Source organism: Lactococcus sp. S-13, assembly GCF_004210295.1.
GTDB lineage: Bacteria > Bacillota > Bacilli > Lactobacillales > Streptococcaceae > Lactococcus.
This window is the reverse complement of sequence record NZ_SDAK01000001.1, coordinates 2,049,108-2,065,143: the sequence shown is the minus strand read 5'-3', so window position 1 is coordinate 2,065,143 and position 16,036 is coordinate 2,049,108. Positions and strand designations below refer to the sequence as shown.

At 39.8% G+C, this 16,036-nt stretch carries 19 protein-coding genes; 5 read left to right on the top strand and 14 right to left on the bottom strand.

The window, feature by feature from the left end:
- Entirely contained in the window at positions 1–978 is a 978-nt protein-coding gene (locus EQJ87_RS10330; RefSeq protein WP_130124507.1) for a mevalonate kinase family protein, read from the bottom strand.
- Positions 965–1,921: a diphosphomevalonate decarboxylase gene (gene mvaD / locus EQJ87_RS10325; protein WP_130124506.1), complete on the bottom strand. Its 957-nt coding sequence runs from the start codon at positions 1,919–1,921 to the stop codon at positions 965–967. The genes EQJ87_RS10330 and mvaD overlap by 14 nt, the downstream gene beginning before the upstream one ends.
- A 224-nt stretch (positions 1,922–2,145) precedes the next feature.
- On the opposite strand from mvaD, the gene mvk reads away from it, so the two are divergent.
- Complete coding sequence (gene mvk / locus EQJ87_RS10320) at positions 2,146–3,078, top strand: mevalonate kinase (protein ID WP_130124505.1); 933 nt, start codon at positions 2,146–2,148, stop codon at positions 3,076–3,078.
- 95 nt (positions 3,079–3,173) lie between these two features.
- Positions 3,174–3,365, top strand: a complete 192-nt coding sequence (locus EQJ87_RS10315; protein WP_130124504.1) for a hypothetical protein — start codon at positions 3,174–3,176, stop codon at positions 3,363–3,365.
- A 123-nt stretch (positions 3,366–3,488) separates the two neighbouring features.
- Here the strand turns inward: EQJ87_RS10315 and rsmI are convergent, their stop codons facing one another.
- From rsmI to tmk, 5 genes are all read right to left on the bottom strand, one after another.
- Positions 3,489–4,367, bottom strand: coding sequence for a 16S rRNA (cytidine(1402)-2'-O)-methyltransferase (gene rsmI / locus EQJ87_RS10310; protein WP_370449775.1), 879 nt, complete (start codon positions 4,365–4,367; stop codon positions 3,489–3,491).
- Complete coding sequence (gene yabA, locus EQJ87_RS10305; RefSeq protein ID WP_130124502.1) at positions 4,367–4,693, bottom strand: DNA replication initiation control protein YabA; 327 nt, start codon at positions 4,691–4,693, stop codon at positions 4,367–4,369. Before yabA ends, rsmI begins: the two co-directional genes overlap by 1 nt.
- Positions 4,683–5,468: a PSP1 domain-containing protein gene (gene ricT / locus EQJ87_RS10300; RefSeq protein ID WP_130124501.1), complete on the bottom strand. Its 786-nt coding sequence runs from the start codon at positions 5,466–5,468 to the stop codon at positions 4,683–4,685. The genes yabA and ricT overlap by 11 nt, the downstream gene beginning before the upstream one ends.
- Positions 5,469–5,523: 55 nt before the next feature.
- The gene (locus tag EQJ87_RS10295; protein WP_130124500.1) at positions 5,524–6,384 is read right to left on the bottom strand and encodes a DNA polymerase III subunit delta'; all 861 of its coding nucleotides are present in this window, start codon (positions 6,382–6,384) and stop codon (positions 5,524–5,526) included.
- Positions 6,385–6,524: 140 nt separating this feature from the next.
- Positions 6,525–7,160: a dTMP kinase gene (gene tmk, locus EQJ87_RS10290; protein ID WP_130124499.1), complete on the bottom strand. Its 636-nt coding sequence runs from the start codon at positions 7,158–7,160 to the stop codon at positions 6,525–6,527.
- Between the two features lie 177 nt (positions 7,161–7,337).
- On the opposite strand from tmk, the gene yycF reads away from it, so the two are divergent.
- The 3 genes from yycF (at position 7,338) to EQJ87_RS10275 (ending at position 10,494) form a co-directional block, all read left to right on the top strand.
- A complete protein-coding gene (gene yycF, locus EQJ87_RS10285) occupies positions 7,338–8,039 on the top strand; it encodes a response regulator YycF (protein ID WP_130124498.1) in 702 nt (233 codons plus the stop codon).
- Positions 8,032–9,459, top strand: coding sequence for an ATP-binding protein (locus EQJ87_RS10280; RefSeq protein WP_130124497.1), 1,428 nt, complete (start codon positions 8,032–8,034; stop codon positions 9,457–9,459). The genes yycF and EQJ87_RS10280 overlap by 8 nt, the downstream gene beginning before the upstream one ends.
- Positions 9,460–9,681: 222 nt before the next feature.
- Entirely contained in the window at positions 9,682–10,494 is an 813-nt protein-coding gene (locus tag EQJ87_RS10275) for an MBL fold metallo-hydrolase (protein ID WP_130124496.1), read from the top strand.
- Positions 10,495–10,537: 43 nt separating this feature from the next.
- Here EQJ87_RS10275 and groL read toward each other — a convergent pair whose 3' ends face one another.
- The 7 genes from groL to EQJ87_RS10240 form a co-directional block, all read right to left on the bottom strand.
- Positions 10,538–12,163, bottom strand: a complete 1,626-nt coding sequence (gene groL / locus EQJ87_RS10270) for a chaperonin GroEL (protein WP_130124495.1) — start codon at positions 12,161–12,163, stop codon at positions 10,538–10,540.
- 89 nt (positions 12,164–12,252) lie between these two features.
- Positions 12,253–12,537 (bottom strand): co-chaperone GroES, encoded by a 285-nt coding sequence (groES, locus tag EQJ87_RS10265; protein WP_130124640.1) that lies wholly within the window; start codon positions 12,535–12,537, stop codon positions 12,253–12,255.
- Positions 12,538–12,691: 154 nt separating this feature from the next.
- Positions 12,692–13,081, bottom strand: coding sequence for a single-stranded DNA-binding protein (locus tag EQJ87_RS10260; protein WP_130124494.1), 390 nt, complete (start codon positions 13,079–13,081; stop codon positions 12,692–12,694).
- A gap of 98 nt (positions 13,082–13,179) precedes the next feature.
- Positions 13,180–14,517 carry a H2O-forming NADH oxidase gene (gene nox, locus EQJ87_RS10255; protein WP_130124493.1) on the bottom strand — a complete coding sequence of 446 codons (1,338 nt, stop codon included), beginning with the start codon at positions 14,515–14,517 and terminating at the stop codon, positions 13,180–13,182.
- Positions 14,518–14,683: 166 nt separating this feature from the next.
- Entirely contained in the window at positions 14,684–15,310 is a 627-nt protein-coding gene (ytpR, locus tag EQJ87_RS10250; RefSeq protein ID WP_130124492.1) for a YtpR family tRNA-binding protein, read from the bottom strand.
- A gap of 72 nt (positions 15,311–15,382) precedes the next feature.
- Complete coding sequence (locus EQJ87_RS10245) at positions 15,383–15,700, bottom strand: thioredoxin family protein (protein ID WP_130124491.1); 318 nt, start codon at positions 15,698–15,700, stop codon at positions 15,383–15,385.
- 38 nt (positions 15,701–15,738) lie between these two features.
- Positions 15,739–16,029, bottom strand: coding sequence for a hypothetical protein (locus EQJ87_RS10240; RefSeq protein ID WP_130124490.1), 291 nt, complete (start codon positions 16,027–16,029; stop codon positions 15,739–15,741).
- Positions 16,030–16,036 lie beyond the last annotated feature (7 nt).

Sequence of the window (16,036 nt, the reverse complement as noted above, 5' to 3'; positions counted from 1 at the left end):
TCAATTATTTTTGGGCGCAATCGTAAATTTTTCAAGACTGATTGCTTCATTTTCTAATTTTTCTTGAAGTTCTTTGATAGGTGCTTCACTTTGGGCAAATAAAATCACATTTTCACCGAAGCCAGCGCCTGAAATTTTCCCAGCAAATTCTGGATAAGTATTGATGAGATTCAAAGCAAGCGCCAATTTTGGGGTCATATAGCCCGCAGGGATGTTTTCCAAAAGCAAGAGTTGATTTTGTGAGAGCTTTTCTTTGAATAATTCAAAGTCTTGTATATCAAGGGCTGTTGCGATTTCAATGACCAACTCGTTTGATTTTTGGTAGAATTCATCAGCTAGTTCGATTTCCAATTTTTCAGCTGTCTTTGCGGCTTTACCAGTCTGAACAACATAAGTCGCCCAGGGGATTTCAAGAGGCATGATGCGCGAATGGTTTTGATAGAAGACCGATCCACCATACATGATTGCCGCAATGTCTCCCATAGACCCCGATCCCTGCACCTCAAAATGTGCTGCGGCTGCAAGTTCAAAACGTTGTTCCAAAGAAAGTTGCAAATCAAAATAGGCATTGACGGCATTAACCACCCCACACACAACCGAAGCACTAGAACCATATCCTTTTTTTTGCTCGCCAAAGCCCATTTGACTTTGGATTTCCAAACAAATCTCAAGCGACTGCTCAGAGATTTTGCTGACGCATTCTTGAGAAGCAGTCAATGTTTTTTGCAAAGCCGTCAGCGCAAAATTCCACGGATTTTCTTTAGTAAAATCAATTTTCGTCAGTGAAAATTCAAAATCAGGCAAGCCTACATTCGTTTTCAAGACTGATTTTTGCTTGCTCGCTGAAATGTTCACTTCAAAATCCGAAGCAATTGTCGTAATCAATGCCAAATGTTCTGGTTTGGTGACCGCATATTCTCCGGCGAAAAAGAGTTTTCCTGGCACCTTGCAACTTACTGTCTGCTTAGAGATATTCATAAGCCCCTCCAGCTCGCGCCACGTCAAAAGTTAAGTCAGGAAATTCCGCTTGAAATTTTTCAAGTAGGCGACGTTCACTTGCACGATCCGTAATAATTTTTACATTCGGCCCAGCATCAATCGTCACAAAGGCCAGCAAGCCTTGACGGTAACAAGTCTTAGCAAAGTCAATAACCGCTTGCGTTTGAGCCGTGAAATAATCAAAAGGTTCACGGCAGAGGCGATTTTGCTCATGCATTCCCAAAGCATTATCTTGGGCAATCAGACCGACCTTCTCAATGTCTGCATGAAGAATGGCTTTTTTCATTTCTTCGAGTTGGTGGGCTGATTTTTCCACCCATGCTGCATAGGTCGGCGCAGTTTGCGCCAATTGCATCCCTTTGGTGGAAGACATTTTTTTCTGCTCCGCTGAAATCTCAGCCACAATCATTGAAAGTCCGATGTCTTCATTGTGAAAGGACTCTGCAAATGACGACTGATCATCCACTCCTTTGTTCCAAACGGCAAAATTTCCAAAAATAGAGCGTGAAGCTGAACCAGAGCCGCGTCTAGCAAGGCGTGACATCTCCTGTTCGTCTTTTGGCAAATCTAAAAGGCCAAACATTGCAACCGTCAGAGCAGCAAAACTCGAAGCGCTAGAAGCTAATCCAGCAGCTGTCGGCACATGATTTTCCGACCGAACCGCAATTTTGGGAAAATCACCATATTTTCCACGCATCATCTCTAAAAATTGACCCACTCGTGTCGCATCAACCGCTTCAGCATTCAAAATCAAGCTATCACTCGGCTCTTGCGTAAAAGCAACCGAAGTTGTCGTATAAAATTGATCTAAAGTCATTGATAAAGAACTCGTCGTCGGGATATTGAGCGCCAAATCCGCTTTTCCCCAATATTTGATAAGGGCGATATTCGTGTGCGCCCTTGCAGTGACAATATTTTTCATGCTCTCATTATATCAAAAAATACAATAGGCAGCACAAATAGAAACAAAAGCTTGATTTTCAAGAGGAAATTTTATAAAATTGTCAAGTAAGTTTTTGTCGCACAGACAATACAGGAAAAATCAGCACAGAAATCTATATCAAACTAAGAACTTAAGCTAATCACGATTTTTGCTTTGCTCTGAAGTATAAAAGCAAAATCAGTCTAGCAGGAGAACTGTTAAAAATGACAATCAACAAAATGGGAGTCGGAATTGCCCATTCCAAACTAATCCTGATTGGAGAACATTCCGTTGTCTATGGTCAGCCAGCAATTGCTTTGCCGGTTACGATTCTCAAAACCACTGTTACCATCACGTCCTCAAAATATGGTCAATACGTTGAAAATAATGAATTTCGTCGAAGATTAGACTTGATGGGAGACGAATTTGAAGGAATTCGCCAGTTGATTATGCGTTTGCTTGCCAAATTCCACTCATCAAAAATGCCTTTTTCTTTGGAAATTGATTCTAATATTCCGCAAGGACGGGGCTTAGGAGCCTCAGCTTCTCTTGCCACAGCAATTACACGCGCCTTCTTTGATTTTTTTGAGGCGGAGCTTTCACAAAAAGACCTGCTCTTTTACGCTAATTTCTCTGAAAATATCACACACGGTAAATCTTCAGGAATTGATGTCGCAACAGTGAATTCCGAACATCCGCTTTGGTTTGTCAAAGATCGTACGATTGAGCCTTTTGAGCTTAATTTACACGGTTTTATCGTCATTGGAGACACCGGTGTCCATGGTTTTACTAGCCAAGCCATCAATATTGTCCGTGAAAAATTAGCCGAAGAAAAAGAAAATACACAAGCTCACCTTGACAAACTTGGTGAATTGGCGACCGCATCCAAAGCTTTCTTGATGACCGACAAACTCAAAGAATTTGGCAAGGTTATGGATCGAGCACACGATGCCCTCACAGCGCTCGGCGTTTCTCATCCTCGTCTGGATAGCTTGGTTGAAATTGCTCGTAATACTGGAGCTTTGGGCGCCAAATTGACGGGTTCTGGACTTGGCGGCGTCATGGTTGCTTTGGCTGAAAACGAAAAAGATGCTATCCGCATTAGCCAGCGCCTCCTCAAAAATGGAGCCAAAAACACATGGATTTACTCGTTTTAAAAAAACACTAAACCTTGCGCTGTTGAGCAGACAAGGTTTTTTTGATATAATCAAGAAAAGGCTTTCTTATTTTTGAAAATAGAGAAAGGAGCAAAATGAATCACTCATTTGAAACTTTACGTCAATTGATTGAAAAAATGGAGGTGGTCACCGTCAGCAGTGCAGTCAAAAAAACTGGACTAACCACTGATGAAATCATTGAATTCGTCCAAACTGACCCACATTTGCGAATTTTTGACGACCAGAAAAAACAGTGGATCAACGAAAACGTCGACGGTCACTGCTAAAGTTCACAATTTTTTTCATCAGTAGAGAATTTACTGACGAAAACTTAAAAATACAGAGATTTTACTGACGAAAATTTTCGTCAGCCCACACAAAAACCGTCAGCAAATTTGCTGACAGTTTTTTTATAATTCATGAAATTGCGCATAAAGTTCTTGACGATTTAAGCCGCGTTCTTTAGCAATTTGTTTGATGGCAACATTGGGCTTTGCTCCCGTAGCAATCAGATTTTGCACCGCTTCTAAAGGAGAACTTTCTGCTTGCTCAATAAGCGCTACGTCTTCGCAAGCACCAGCAACAATGATTAAACATTCGCCCTTGATGGGCTGCTCAGTCAAAGAATCTAAGACTTCCGAAATTTTTCCACGACGATATTCTTCGTAGATTTTAGTGAGTTCACGCACCAAAACCACTGGACGATCGCCGTAGACTTCTTGCATATTTGCCAATGTGTCAGCAACTCGAAAAGGACTTTCGTAAAAAATTTGTGTTTCAGGGTAGGCCAGTTTACTTGTGAAAAACTTGCGCTGTTCCCCTTTTTTGCGTGGTAAAAAACCATAAAAAATGTGAGGTTGCGCCACTAAACCTGAAGCAATCAAAGCCGTAATCCCTGCTGAAGCACCAGGAAGGGCAACCACATCAATTTGCTGCGCAATCGCTGCAAGAACCAAATCATGCCCAGGATCCGAAATTGACGGCATCCCCGCATCAGAAACCTGTGCAATCGATTTTCCTGAGCGTAAAAACTCCACTAATTTTGGAATTTTTTCTTGTGAATTATGCTCATGAAAAGACTCTTGAGGCACTTTGATTTCAAAATGATTCAAAAGTCGCAAAGTATTGCGTGTATCCTCAGAGCAAATCAAATCTACATTTTTCAAAGTCTCTAAAGAGCGCAAAGTCATATCTTGCATATTTCCGATTGGAGTTGGAACCAAATACAGCGTTCCTGATGTTTTTACGCCCTTAAATGAGCGCTGAATATTAAAAGTCATTTCTTCCATTAGCGATACAAAAGCTCCAAACAATCTAAGCAAGATTCACCCTCTGCTAAGCGCTCCGCATAGTGTAGATGACAAACATGAAAACCTTCATTAAAAATTTGAATCAAATTTGGATTCGGCTGATCTTTCAAGGTTTCTTTTTTGACTTCTTTTTTCTCAAATTCCGCCAAACGTTCACGCAATTTTTCTAATTCCATGCGTAATGTGGCATTTTCCGTAATGGACGCTTCAAGCACTTGTCTAATTCCCGAAACCTGTGCCAAAGTTGTGGTCAATGTATTTTCTAAATCCCCCAACTGTTCAAAAATATCATATTTATCCGCCATGCTTTACCTCAATTTCTGCAAGTTCGAACTCCTTGCTATATTCTCCACATCTTATTTTGACTCGATTATTAAGCACATTGAGTCCGATAACTCGCCCTTGCCCCTCAACGGTGTTGACCGTTTCTCCAAAATCGGGAAATCGTTTCTGCGCCTCACTATAAAATTGATCCTCATAAGTTAAACAGCACATCAAACGACCACAAAGGCCATTGAGTTTGCTCTGCTTGAGGGATAAATTCTGGTTTTTCGCCATTTTAATCGAAACATTGGGAAATTCATAAACAAATTCCGAGCAACACAAGGGACGTCCACATGGCCCAATCCCGCCAGAAACCTTCGCTGCATCACGTGGCCCAATCTGACGCAACTCAATTCGTGTCCGAAAAGCGACCGCTAATTCCCGCAACAGCAAGCGAAAATCAACACGATTTTCAGCAGTAAATGAGATAAAAAGTTGCTGTTGATCAAAGCTATAAGCCACATCAACAATTTTCATCTCTAAGTTTTGCACCTCAACCAGCTCACGCACGCGCTTCTTTGCCGCTCTTGAGTATTTTTTCAAAGCTGAAATTTTCTCTAAATCCTCAGCCGAAGCCTCTCTTAAAATCTCAAAATTGGGCACAATTCCATTAGTTTCTGTCAGTTTTCGAAGCACTTTTCCATAAAAAAGACCTTTTTCCGAACGAAGAATGACGCTACTTTGCACGTCGAAAGACGCGCTTGTTTCTGCAAAAATATTTGACTCTCCATGGGCAAATTTAATTTCATAAATCATTTTCTTCTCCTGCTCTCTTGCAAATTTTCCACTTCTTTGAGAGCTTTTTCATTCTTTATAGAACGATAAAATTCAAACTTGATTCAAAACGCACATTACTTTTCCACATTTTTATGGCTTGAAAAGTTTTGAGGATTTCTGGACTCATTTTTTCTTGATTAAAGAGCTGCAAAAGTAACTCAAAAGCAATGCTTTGCTTTTCTTTATCATCAAAAAGTTCAACCACTTCTCGTAAATACAAAAAGGCTTCATCCCCTGACTTTTGGAGCAATTTGACCAAATGTTGAAGTTTTTGTAATCCTTCATTGAACCAATTTTGCTGGCCAATCTCCAAAGCTTCGTCTGGCGAATGGCAAATTTGTGCCAATAATTCGGCTTGTGTTTTTAATAAACCTTTCTGCTCTAGAAACCCTTGCAAATAAGACACATTTTTTGCAAAATGAATGACTTGCGTCCGTGATTTAATCGTTTCTAAAATCATATTTTCATTATTGGTTAGCAGAAAAACGACGATTTGCGTTTCTGGTTCTTCAATTGATTTAAGGAGCGCATTGGCTGCGTTGGGATGCATTTTTTCTGCATCTCGAATCAGCACAACTTGCTGTTTTCCTTCATAGCCAGATTCGCTAAAAACTTGTGTCAATTCACGAATCTGAGCTGTTTTAATCATCTGACCTTCTGGTTCAACAAGATGCAAATCGGTAAATTCTTGCTGAGCGACCAAACGACAAGGGCGGCAATGCCCGCATGGCAAATGATTCTGCGGACTTTGACAAAAAAGTGCCTGACTCAGCCAGATTGCCAATTCAAACGAGCCAAAACCACCTGAAAACAAGTAGGCATGGCTTAATTTTTCCCCTTGCAAAATTTTGGAAAATTGCTTAAAAAGTTGGGGCTGAATCTCTGCTAATTCCACAAAAGAACCTCTCTTTTAAACCTAAAATACAAAAGCTGTTAATTTATTCATTCTTTGACCTTTAGTTTACAAATAATGTTCTAAATTTTTCACGGCTTGTTTTACTTATTTTACTTTTTTCACAAATTGTTCTTTTTCATTTAAAATTCGTTAGAAAAACGATTTTTAAGGACAGAAAGTGTATCAGAGATGACTTGATTTAAGGGTTGACTCGCATCAATTTTCACAAAACGTTCTGGTGATTTGGCTACAATTTCCAAATAACCTTGACGTACTTTGCGGTGCATTTCTGCGCGTTCCAAATCTAATCTATTGATTTCATCTGCTCGATTATTCATGATTCGTTCAAGAGCCACATCTGTGTCAACATCAAAATACAAGGTCAAATCTGGTTTTAAGCCATCTGTAGCAAAATTGTTGAGCCAATCCACGACTTCAACACCAAGCTCACGCCCATAACCTTGATAGGCCACCGATGAATCAATAAATCGATCAACAATAACAACTTTCCCCGCAGCTAAAGCTGGCAGAATTTTTTCTTGCATATGTAAACGGCGAGCTGCCGCAAAAAGCATCAATTCTGTCTTAGAATCAATCTCTGTATTTTTTGGATTAAGGATAACTTGGCGAATTTCTTCAGCCACTCGAACACCGCCAGGTTCGCGTGTCGCGACAATTTCGCGTTTCATGTTTTGGATTTCGGGCAAAATCGCTTGTAAAACTGATGTTTTACCGGCGCCGTCAGGCCCTTCAAGAGAAATAAATATTCCGTTCATAGGCTCTATTATACCAAAAAACAAACTTTTTCGCTTTTTTCCTAAAATAATAACGCCAGTTTTTGCGTAATTTTACTAAAAATTGTATAATATAACTGAAACAGCTTACTATTATTTGGCAAAAACAAATAATGGCAAGAAATCTTCACTAAATAAAACTCACCTGAAAGGACAACTATGAAAAAAATTCTTGTTGTTGATGATGAAAAACCAATCTCAGACATTGTAAAATTCAATCTTACCAAAGAAGGTTTTGAGGTCTTTACCGCTTTTGATGGCGAAGAAGCACTTGAAGCTTTCAAAGAAGTGCAACCTGACCTTATCTTGCTTGACTTGATGTTACCTAAAATTGACGGTCTTGATGTTGCCCGCGAAATCCGTAAAACATCAGAAACACCAATCATCATGGTTTCAGCAAAGGACAGCGAATTTGACAAAGTAATCGGTCTTGAACTTGGTGCAGATGACTATGTCACTAAACCTTTCTCAAATCGTGAACTTTTGGCACGGATTAAAGCAAACTTGCGTCGTGTCAATGCCGCACCTGTCGAAACAAATGATAATGTGAAAAAAGAATTGACTATCGGAAACCTCCGTATCAATCCAACACATTACGCTGCTTACAAAAATGATAAACAGCTTGATCTCACACACCGTGAATTCGAACTGCTCTATTATCTTGCTCAACATCTTGGCGAAGTAATTACTCGTGAAGCGCTCTTGGAAACTGTTTGGGGCTACGACTACTTCGGTGACGTTCGTACTGTTGACGTTACTGTCCGCCGTTTGCGCGAAAAAGTCGAAGACACACCAAGTCGTCCACAATATGTCTCTACACGCCGAGGGGTTGGCTACTACATGAGCAACCCACATGATTAAGTTTTTCCAGTCGTTAATCTTTAGAGGAGTAGTTGCCCATCTACTTCTTTTTGTCATTCTCTTCATGAGTGCTTTTGATTACAATCTGGTTCACTTTGGTTCGGTTTTAGCGAATTATTTTTTCTCTTTAATTTTCGTGGTGGTTTTCTTGGCGCAACAGCAGCATATGCTTCTTGCTATTTCTAAACAGATAACGAATATTAAAAATGGCTATTTACCTAGAGACAAACATCTTAAAGGAACCCGTGAAATCACGGATCTTTACAATAATATTTTAACACTTGGCGAGGATATCATCCGTACCCAGAATAATCTGGAAAATCAGCGGAATCAACTGGATAGTATCTTGGCCTACATGGTTGATGGAGTTGTTGCGACCGACCGTCGGGGCAATATTATCATGACCAACAAATCTGCACTAAGTTATCTAAATGCTACACAAGACGAGTTGATGCAAAAAAGTCTTGTCGAAGTCCTTCAAATCTCTGATCAGTACAATTTTTATGATTTGCTGGAAAAAGAACCTGAGGTTGTTATCGAAACGACTGACGGAAATAATGGTGCGATTTCTCTGCACGTCAAATTTGCCCTATTTCGGAGGGAATCTGGTTTTATTTCGGGAATTATTGCCGTTTTACATGACATGACTGAGCAAGACAAAGCTGAGCGTGAGCGTCGTCTCTTTGTTTCCAATGTTTCACACGAATTGCGAACGCCACTCACTTCCGTCAAAGCCTATCTTGAAGCGTTGGAAGATGGTGCCATTGATGACAAAGAAACGGCTTCTTCATTTATCAATGTTTCACTGACGGAAACCGATCGGATGATTCGAATGATTTCTGATTTACTGACGCTTTCGCGAATGGATCAAGATCGCATTGTTTTAGAAAAAGAAATGATCAATCTGACCGCATTTTTGAACTATCAAATCGATCGTTTGGTACAGATTATCGAAACTGGAGCGAACAGTTCCATCAGTTCTGATTTTACTTTCGTCAGAAATTTCCCTGAAGAGCCTATCTGGGTAGAAATTGACCCTGACAAAATGGCTCAAGTTGTCGATAATATCATCGGCAATGCCCTCAAATATTCACCAAAAGGTGGAACAGTCACCATTAGTCTGGAAACGCGTGAAAATGACGTCCTGATTTCAATTAGTGACGAAGGAATGGGAATTCCGAAGGCTGATTTGCTCAAGATTTTCGATCGCTTTTACCGCGTGGACAATGCTTCACGAAACTCCAAAGTTGGTGGGACGGGTCTCGGCTTGTCCATTGTCCATGACATTGTCAAAATGCATGGAGGTTCGATTTTTGCCACTTCTGATGGTGAAGGCAAAGGAACAACGTTTAGTTTTACTCTCCCTTATTCCTCTGAAGGCGCTGAGGATTGGGACGATTTTACTGACGAATTTGAATAAAACGCTAAAAACTACTGGATGCTCGCTTTTTTCGGGCTGGTCAGTAGCTTTTTTATTTTAGACAATTTACGTCAGCATTTTCTCTGACTTTTTTGATTTACGTCAGTAAATTTTTTTGCTGAATGCTTTTCGTCAGCAATTTCTCTGATTACAGTATTGCTTTTATTCAATTTTAAAAATATCTCATGGAAATCCCAGCCGTTTTCTGCTACAATGAATGTTATGACTGAACAAAATGGCTTTAAATATTCCATTCTGGCATCTGGTTCCACAGGAAATTCTTTTTATTTGGAAACTCCTCAAAAGAAAATTCTCGTCGATGCTGGACTCTCCGGAAAAAAAATAGAAAGTTTACTTAGTGAAATTGACCGCGACATTCATGACATTGATGCCCTTTTGATTACGCATGAACATAGCGATCATATCAAAGGAATTGGTGTACTCGCCCGAAAATACGGTATTGATTTGTATGCAAACGAAGACACCTGGACTGAACTTGACAGTAAAAATGCCCTCGGAAAAATTCCAACTGAGCAAAAACATCTCTTTGAAATGGGTAAAACAATGACGTTTGGCGACATTGATATCGAATCCTTCGGGGTGAGCCACGATGCAATTGCGCCCCAGTTTTACCGCTTCATGAAAGATAATAAAAGTTTTGTAATGCTGACCGATACTGGCTACGTTTCTGACCGAATGCGTGGAATTATCGAAAATGCTGACGGCTACCTCATGGAATCAAATCATGACATTGAAATTCTACGCATGGGTGCTTATCCGTGGCGCACAAAACAGCGTATCTTAGGCGATCAAGGCCATTTATCCAATGAAGACGGTGCCGAAGCAGCCTTCAACGTCTTAGGCAACAAAACAAAACGCATTTTTCTTGGCCACCTGAGTTTGAACAATAATATTAAAGAGCTTGCCCATTTGACCATGGACGGTTATTTACAACAACACGACGTCGATACTAAAAATGACCTCAAGATTCTTGATACAAGCCATGAACACGCAAGTAAACTCTACGACATCTAATTTATCAATAAAAAAGAACCCTTGATAGGGTTCTTTTTTATTCTTACATCATACCGCCCATTCCCATGCTAGGATCCATCGGTGGCATTGCTGGTGCTGGTTCTGGCTTATTCGCCACAACTGCTTCCGTAGTCAAAATCAATCCTGCAACAGATGCCGCATTTTGTAAAGCAGAGCGGGTTACTTTAGCAGGGTCAACAATTCCTGTTTCAATCATATTTACCCATTGACCAGTTGCTGCATTGAAGCCTGTGCCAACTTCTGCTGAACGAAGTTTGTCAATGATAACTGAGCCTTCATAACCTGCGTTAGCTGCAATTTGGCGAACAGGTTCTTCAAGTGCGCGACGAACAATATTGATTCCGGTTTGAACATCCCCTTCTTCTGAAAGTTTATCAAGGGCAGCAATTGCATTAATCAACGCTGTTCCACCACCAGAAACAATTCCTTCTTCTACTGCTGCACGTGTTGCATTTAAGGCATCTTCGATCAACAATTTCATCGCTTTAAGTTCTGTCTCGGTTGCAGCACCAACTTTAATCACCGCAACACCGCCAGCCAATTTAGCGAGACGTTCTTGTAATTTTTCACGGTCAAAATCAGAAGTTGTCTTTTCAATTTGAGCTTTAATAATTGCTACACGATCAGAAATAGCATCAACTGAACCAGCCCCCTCAACAATTGTTGTATGGTCTTTATCAATTGTTGCTTTAGCTGCTTGACCAAGTGCTTCAAGCGTTGCATCTTTCAAATCAAGCCCAAGTTCTTCAGTAATTACTGTCCCACCAGTCAAGATGGCCAAATCTTCGAGTTGCGCTTTGCGGCGATCGCCAAATCCAGGAGCTTTCACTGCAACAACATTGAAGACCCCTTTGATTTTGTTCAACACAAGTGTTGGCAAAGCTTCCCCGTCAACATCATCAGCCACAATAAGCAAAGGACGACTTGTTTTCAAAACTTGTTCAAGAAGTGGCAAGATTTCTTGAATATTTGAGATTTTTTTATCGGTGATGAGAATGTAAGGATTATCCAGTTCAGCTACCATTTTTTCAGTATTTGAAACCATATATTGGCTGAGATAACCACGGTCAAACTGCATTCCTTCAACCACGTCAAGCTCAGTTTGCATTCCTTTTGATTCTTCAATTGTAATCACACCATCAGCACCAACACGTTCCATCGCATCAGAAATGTATTCACCGACTTTTTCACTTCGTGATGAGACAGTTGCTACTTGAGCAATCGCTGATTTATCGTGAACAGGAATTGCCATTTCTTTAATTGCACTAACTGCTGCTTCAGCTGCCAGTTCAATACCACGGCGGATTCCAACTGGATTTGCACCAGCAGTTACGTTTTTCAAACCTTCACGTACAATAGCTTGCGTCAAAACAGTTGCAGTCGTAGTTCCATCTCCTGCGATATCATTTGTTTTTGAAGCGACTTCTGATACCAGTTTTGCACCCATGTTTTCAAAATGATCTTCGAGTTCAATTTCTTTAGCAATTGTAACCCCATCATTGGTGATCAATGGCGAACCATATGATTTTTCCAAAACAACATTGCGTCCTTTTGGCCCAAGCGTTGTTTTTACTGTATCTGCAAGGATATCAATTCCGCGCATCATCGCTGTTCTAGCATCACTTGAAAATTTGATTTCTTTTGACATTTTTGCTCCTTTATAAGAATAACTAAGAATTTTTTAATTGATTATTTAGACAATTGTAAAAGGCAATCAGTAGATTGCGCTTTAAGTGATTACTCAACAATCGCCAGAAGGTCTGAATCTTTGAGAATCAAGAACTCTTCACCGTCCATTTTTACTGTCGTTCCAGCAAATTTTTCAAAGATTACTGTATCCCCAACTTTTACTACTGGAGAAATCAGTGTCCCATGATTCGTTGTTTTTCCTGCACCGACAGCAACCACTTCAGCTGTTTGAGGTTTTTCTTGTGAGGCGCTTGTTAAGACAATCCCACCAATTGATTTTTCCTCTTCTTGTTTTACACGTAAAACCACGCGATTCTCTAAAGGTTTCAACATTTTAATTTCCTCCATTTTTTATTTTTTAGCACTCTATATCATTGAGTGCTAACCCAATTCTTATTTTATCTCAATGGTCAAATTTAGTCAAGAAAAAACCTCTAAAATTTCTATTTTTTATCAATAAAAAGAAATCGCTATCATTCCTCACGATTTAAAAGGGCAATTCTTCCGCTTCAAGCACAGTTTCCTCCAGTCTTGCTGTATTTTCTCGGTGAGCAATTGTCGCTCGACTTTCCAACACATCATAAGTTAAAATCAAAATTTCAGTGACATAATGTTTTTGATTTTGTTTGTCCAAATAATTGCGTGTCCGAATCTCGCCTTCTACGGAAATCAAAGTCCCTTTTTTAGCATAAGAAACCAGACTTTCTGCTTGTTTTCCCCACAAAACAATTGAAATAAAATCTGTTTCTCGTTCCCCATTTTCATTTTTATAGCGTCGATTAACGGCCAAAGTCGTTCGGACATAGGATTTTTCATTGGTCGTTTTCGAAATTTCTGGTGTGCTGGTCAAACGACCAATAAGCATTGTTTTGTTCATTATACTTTCCTCCTAATCTTCTATACGAAAATTAAAGGAAAATGTCACCATTTTTAAATAAAAAAACCTGCCCAATTTATGAGCAAGTTTAAAAGACTTTATTTAGCATTTAAAGCGGCAACAGTCATATAGTTATAAGGACTGTTGAAGTGAGGCAAGAAGAACAAATCAAGTAAAGCAATATCATCCACTGTTTTTTGATCTTGAATAGCCAAGCTAAACATATTGATATTTCCGCCAATGATTTCACTGTAACTTGCCAGCTGAGCACCTACAATACGGCGACTCTCTTTTTCATAAACAATCCGAATTTTAACGCTGTCATTATCCTCGTGAAAGAACCAAGCTTTTTGCTTATCTTCAAAGTCAGTATAAGCCACATCAAATCCCGCCTTTTTAGCTGCTTTAAGCGAAAAACCAGTTGAGGTCATGTGGTAGCCAAAGATAGAAATCCCATTTGATCCTTGCACACCCGCTGACTCGAGCGGTGTTCCTCCAATATTATGTCCCGCAACAATCCCTGAGCGAACTGCATTAGAGGCGAGGGCAATGTAGGTAAAATCTTGCAAAGCATTCGAATAAATCGTTGCCACGTCACCAACAGCATACACATCAGGATCACTGGATTGTTGATGTTTATCGACTTTGATTGCACCATTATTGAGAGTGTCCAAATGATCTGCAGCCAAGGCGCTATTAGCCGTAAAACCGATACAGTTAATAACAAGATCTACATCATAAGAAGCTTTGTCCGTCACGATTTGTGATACACGGCCATTGTTTCCTTTAAATTCTTTAGCAAATTCACCAAAATGAAGCTCAATGCCATGCTCTTGCAAATTTTTATCCATAGTTTGGGCAAACTCGGGATCATAATAAGAGGCAAGAGATGTTGATTCTGCGTCAAAAAGTAAAACTTCTTTACCCCGACGACTTGCCGCTTCGGCAATTTCAGTCCCGATATAGCCTGCTCCAATAACAGCGACACGTTTGACTTCTGTTTTGGCAAATTCTTCATCAACGGCTTGGCCTTCTTGGAAAAGCTTCAGAAAATGAATTCCTTCTAAATCTTTCCCAGGTAAATTAGGGATAATTGGTCGTGAACCTGTTGCTAAAACAAGTTTGTCATAAGTTTCGATGATTTCTTCACCTGATTTTGTTCTTGCGTGAACTTCTTTTTTAGCAAAATCAATCTCTGAAACTTCTGTTTCAGTCAAAATTTTAGCTCCTTTTGCCTCAAAATCAGCTGGTTTTGCATAAAATAATTCGTCAGGTTTTTCAATCTGGCGACCAACCCAAATCGCCGTTCCACAGCCCAAATAGCTCATGTTGTTATTGCGGTCAATCATCACGATTTCATGACCTGGATAATTGTCTAGTAAAGTATTTGCTGCGGCAATACCCGCATGGTTTGTTCCGAGAACCACGATTTTCATGTTGGAAAATCTCCTTTTTGTAAAATTTGTTTTACTTATTATAGTTTAACATAAGCTAGAACTTCCTCCTATGAAAGCGCTTGTGAACTTTGTGAAATGTCAAACTGACCTTTTTGACAAAGAAAAAATCCACCAGAATGGACTGATGAATTTTATTTTTTTAAGTTTAAGCTTGCCACATCGTTGCTGCATCAAACGCTGTACCAGCAACCAGATTATCAGGTAGTTCAATGATGCCACGAACTTCTGGTGCATTTGGCAATGCTAACTCACGAGCTGAGCAAAGCATTCCATAAGAAGCAATACCACGCAAAGCACCTGAAAAAATCAAAGCGCCATTTGGCATCATCGCTTCTGGAAGGGCAGCAACTGTTTTTAAACCTACCGCTGCATTTGGCGCACCACAAACAATTTGAACCGGATCAGCAAAACCAGCATTAACTTTACAGATGTGAAGGTGATCAGAATCTGGGTGATCTTCCATTTCAACGATTTCAGCAACAACGAATTTAGCTTGGATGTCATGAACAAGAAGTTCAGTAAAACCTGATTTCCCAAGTTCTTTATTCAATACTTCAATGTCATCTGCTGATAATTCAACTTGTCCATTAACGGATAGGTTGGGGATTAAGCTCTTAGCTTCAAAGATATTCCAAGCCACTGTTTCTTTCGTTTCTTCAACGAACACTCGTGCGACTTTTCCCTTGCGCTCAAAGCTCACCTTTTGCCCTTTGTCATTTGCCACGATAAGCATTAAGACATCGCCAACGTTTGTGTTATATGTTGCAATCATTTTCCTAATTTTCCTTTTAATTTCTTCACATTTTTACTGACGTATTTTTTCGTCAGTAAATTGGGCGCATTTTTACTTAGCGCTTGCTAAAAAGTTATTAACTTCTTCTTTTGTTTTGCGTAATTTATTGACCAAACGCGCAGTTTCTTTGCCATCTTCAAGAACAACAAAACTTGGAATGCCCATGATGCCCCATTCTACTGCGACATCCATGTATTCGTCACGATCAACTTGCACAAATTCAAACTCTGGGTTTTCAGCTTCTATTTCAGGCATTTTGGGTTTGATAAAGTTACAGTCACCACACCAGTCAGCTGTGAAAAAGAAGACACGTTTTCCTGATGCTTTAACTAATTCTGCTAAGCTTTCAATATTTTCTGGGATAATCATAATTATTTTCCTTTCTTGTGAAAATTCCTAGATAACAGTTAAACGATTAACTGTTCCTCATTTTTTTCAAAAATTTCTAAAGTTTTGGCATCAATATCAAAAGAAATAGCGAGATTTTCACTTACAATTCCTCCTTCAAACAGCGCGCCATCTTTGGGATCTTCAAAAATCCAGACCGCATCAATTTGCCGTCCAGAAAAATGCTTACGGATAGTGTCCGTCAGCTCACGCAAGAGATTCTCTTCCATGTTTTTGTAGGTATGATAAGCCACGTGAGCAACCGTCGCACTTGCGATGAGTCCCAAACCAAACTTCAGTATTTTTTTCATATGGAAA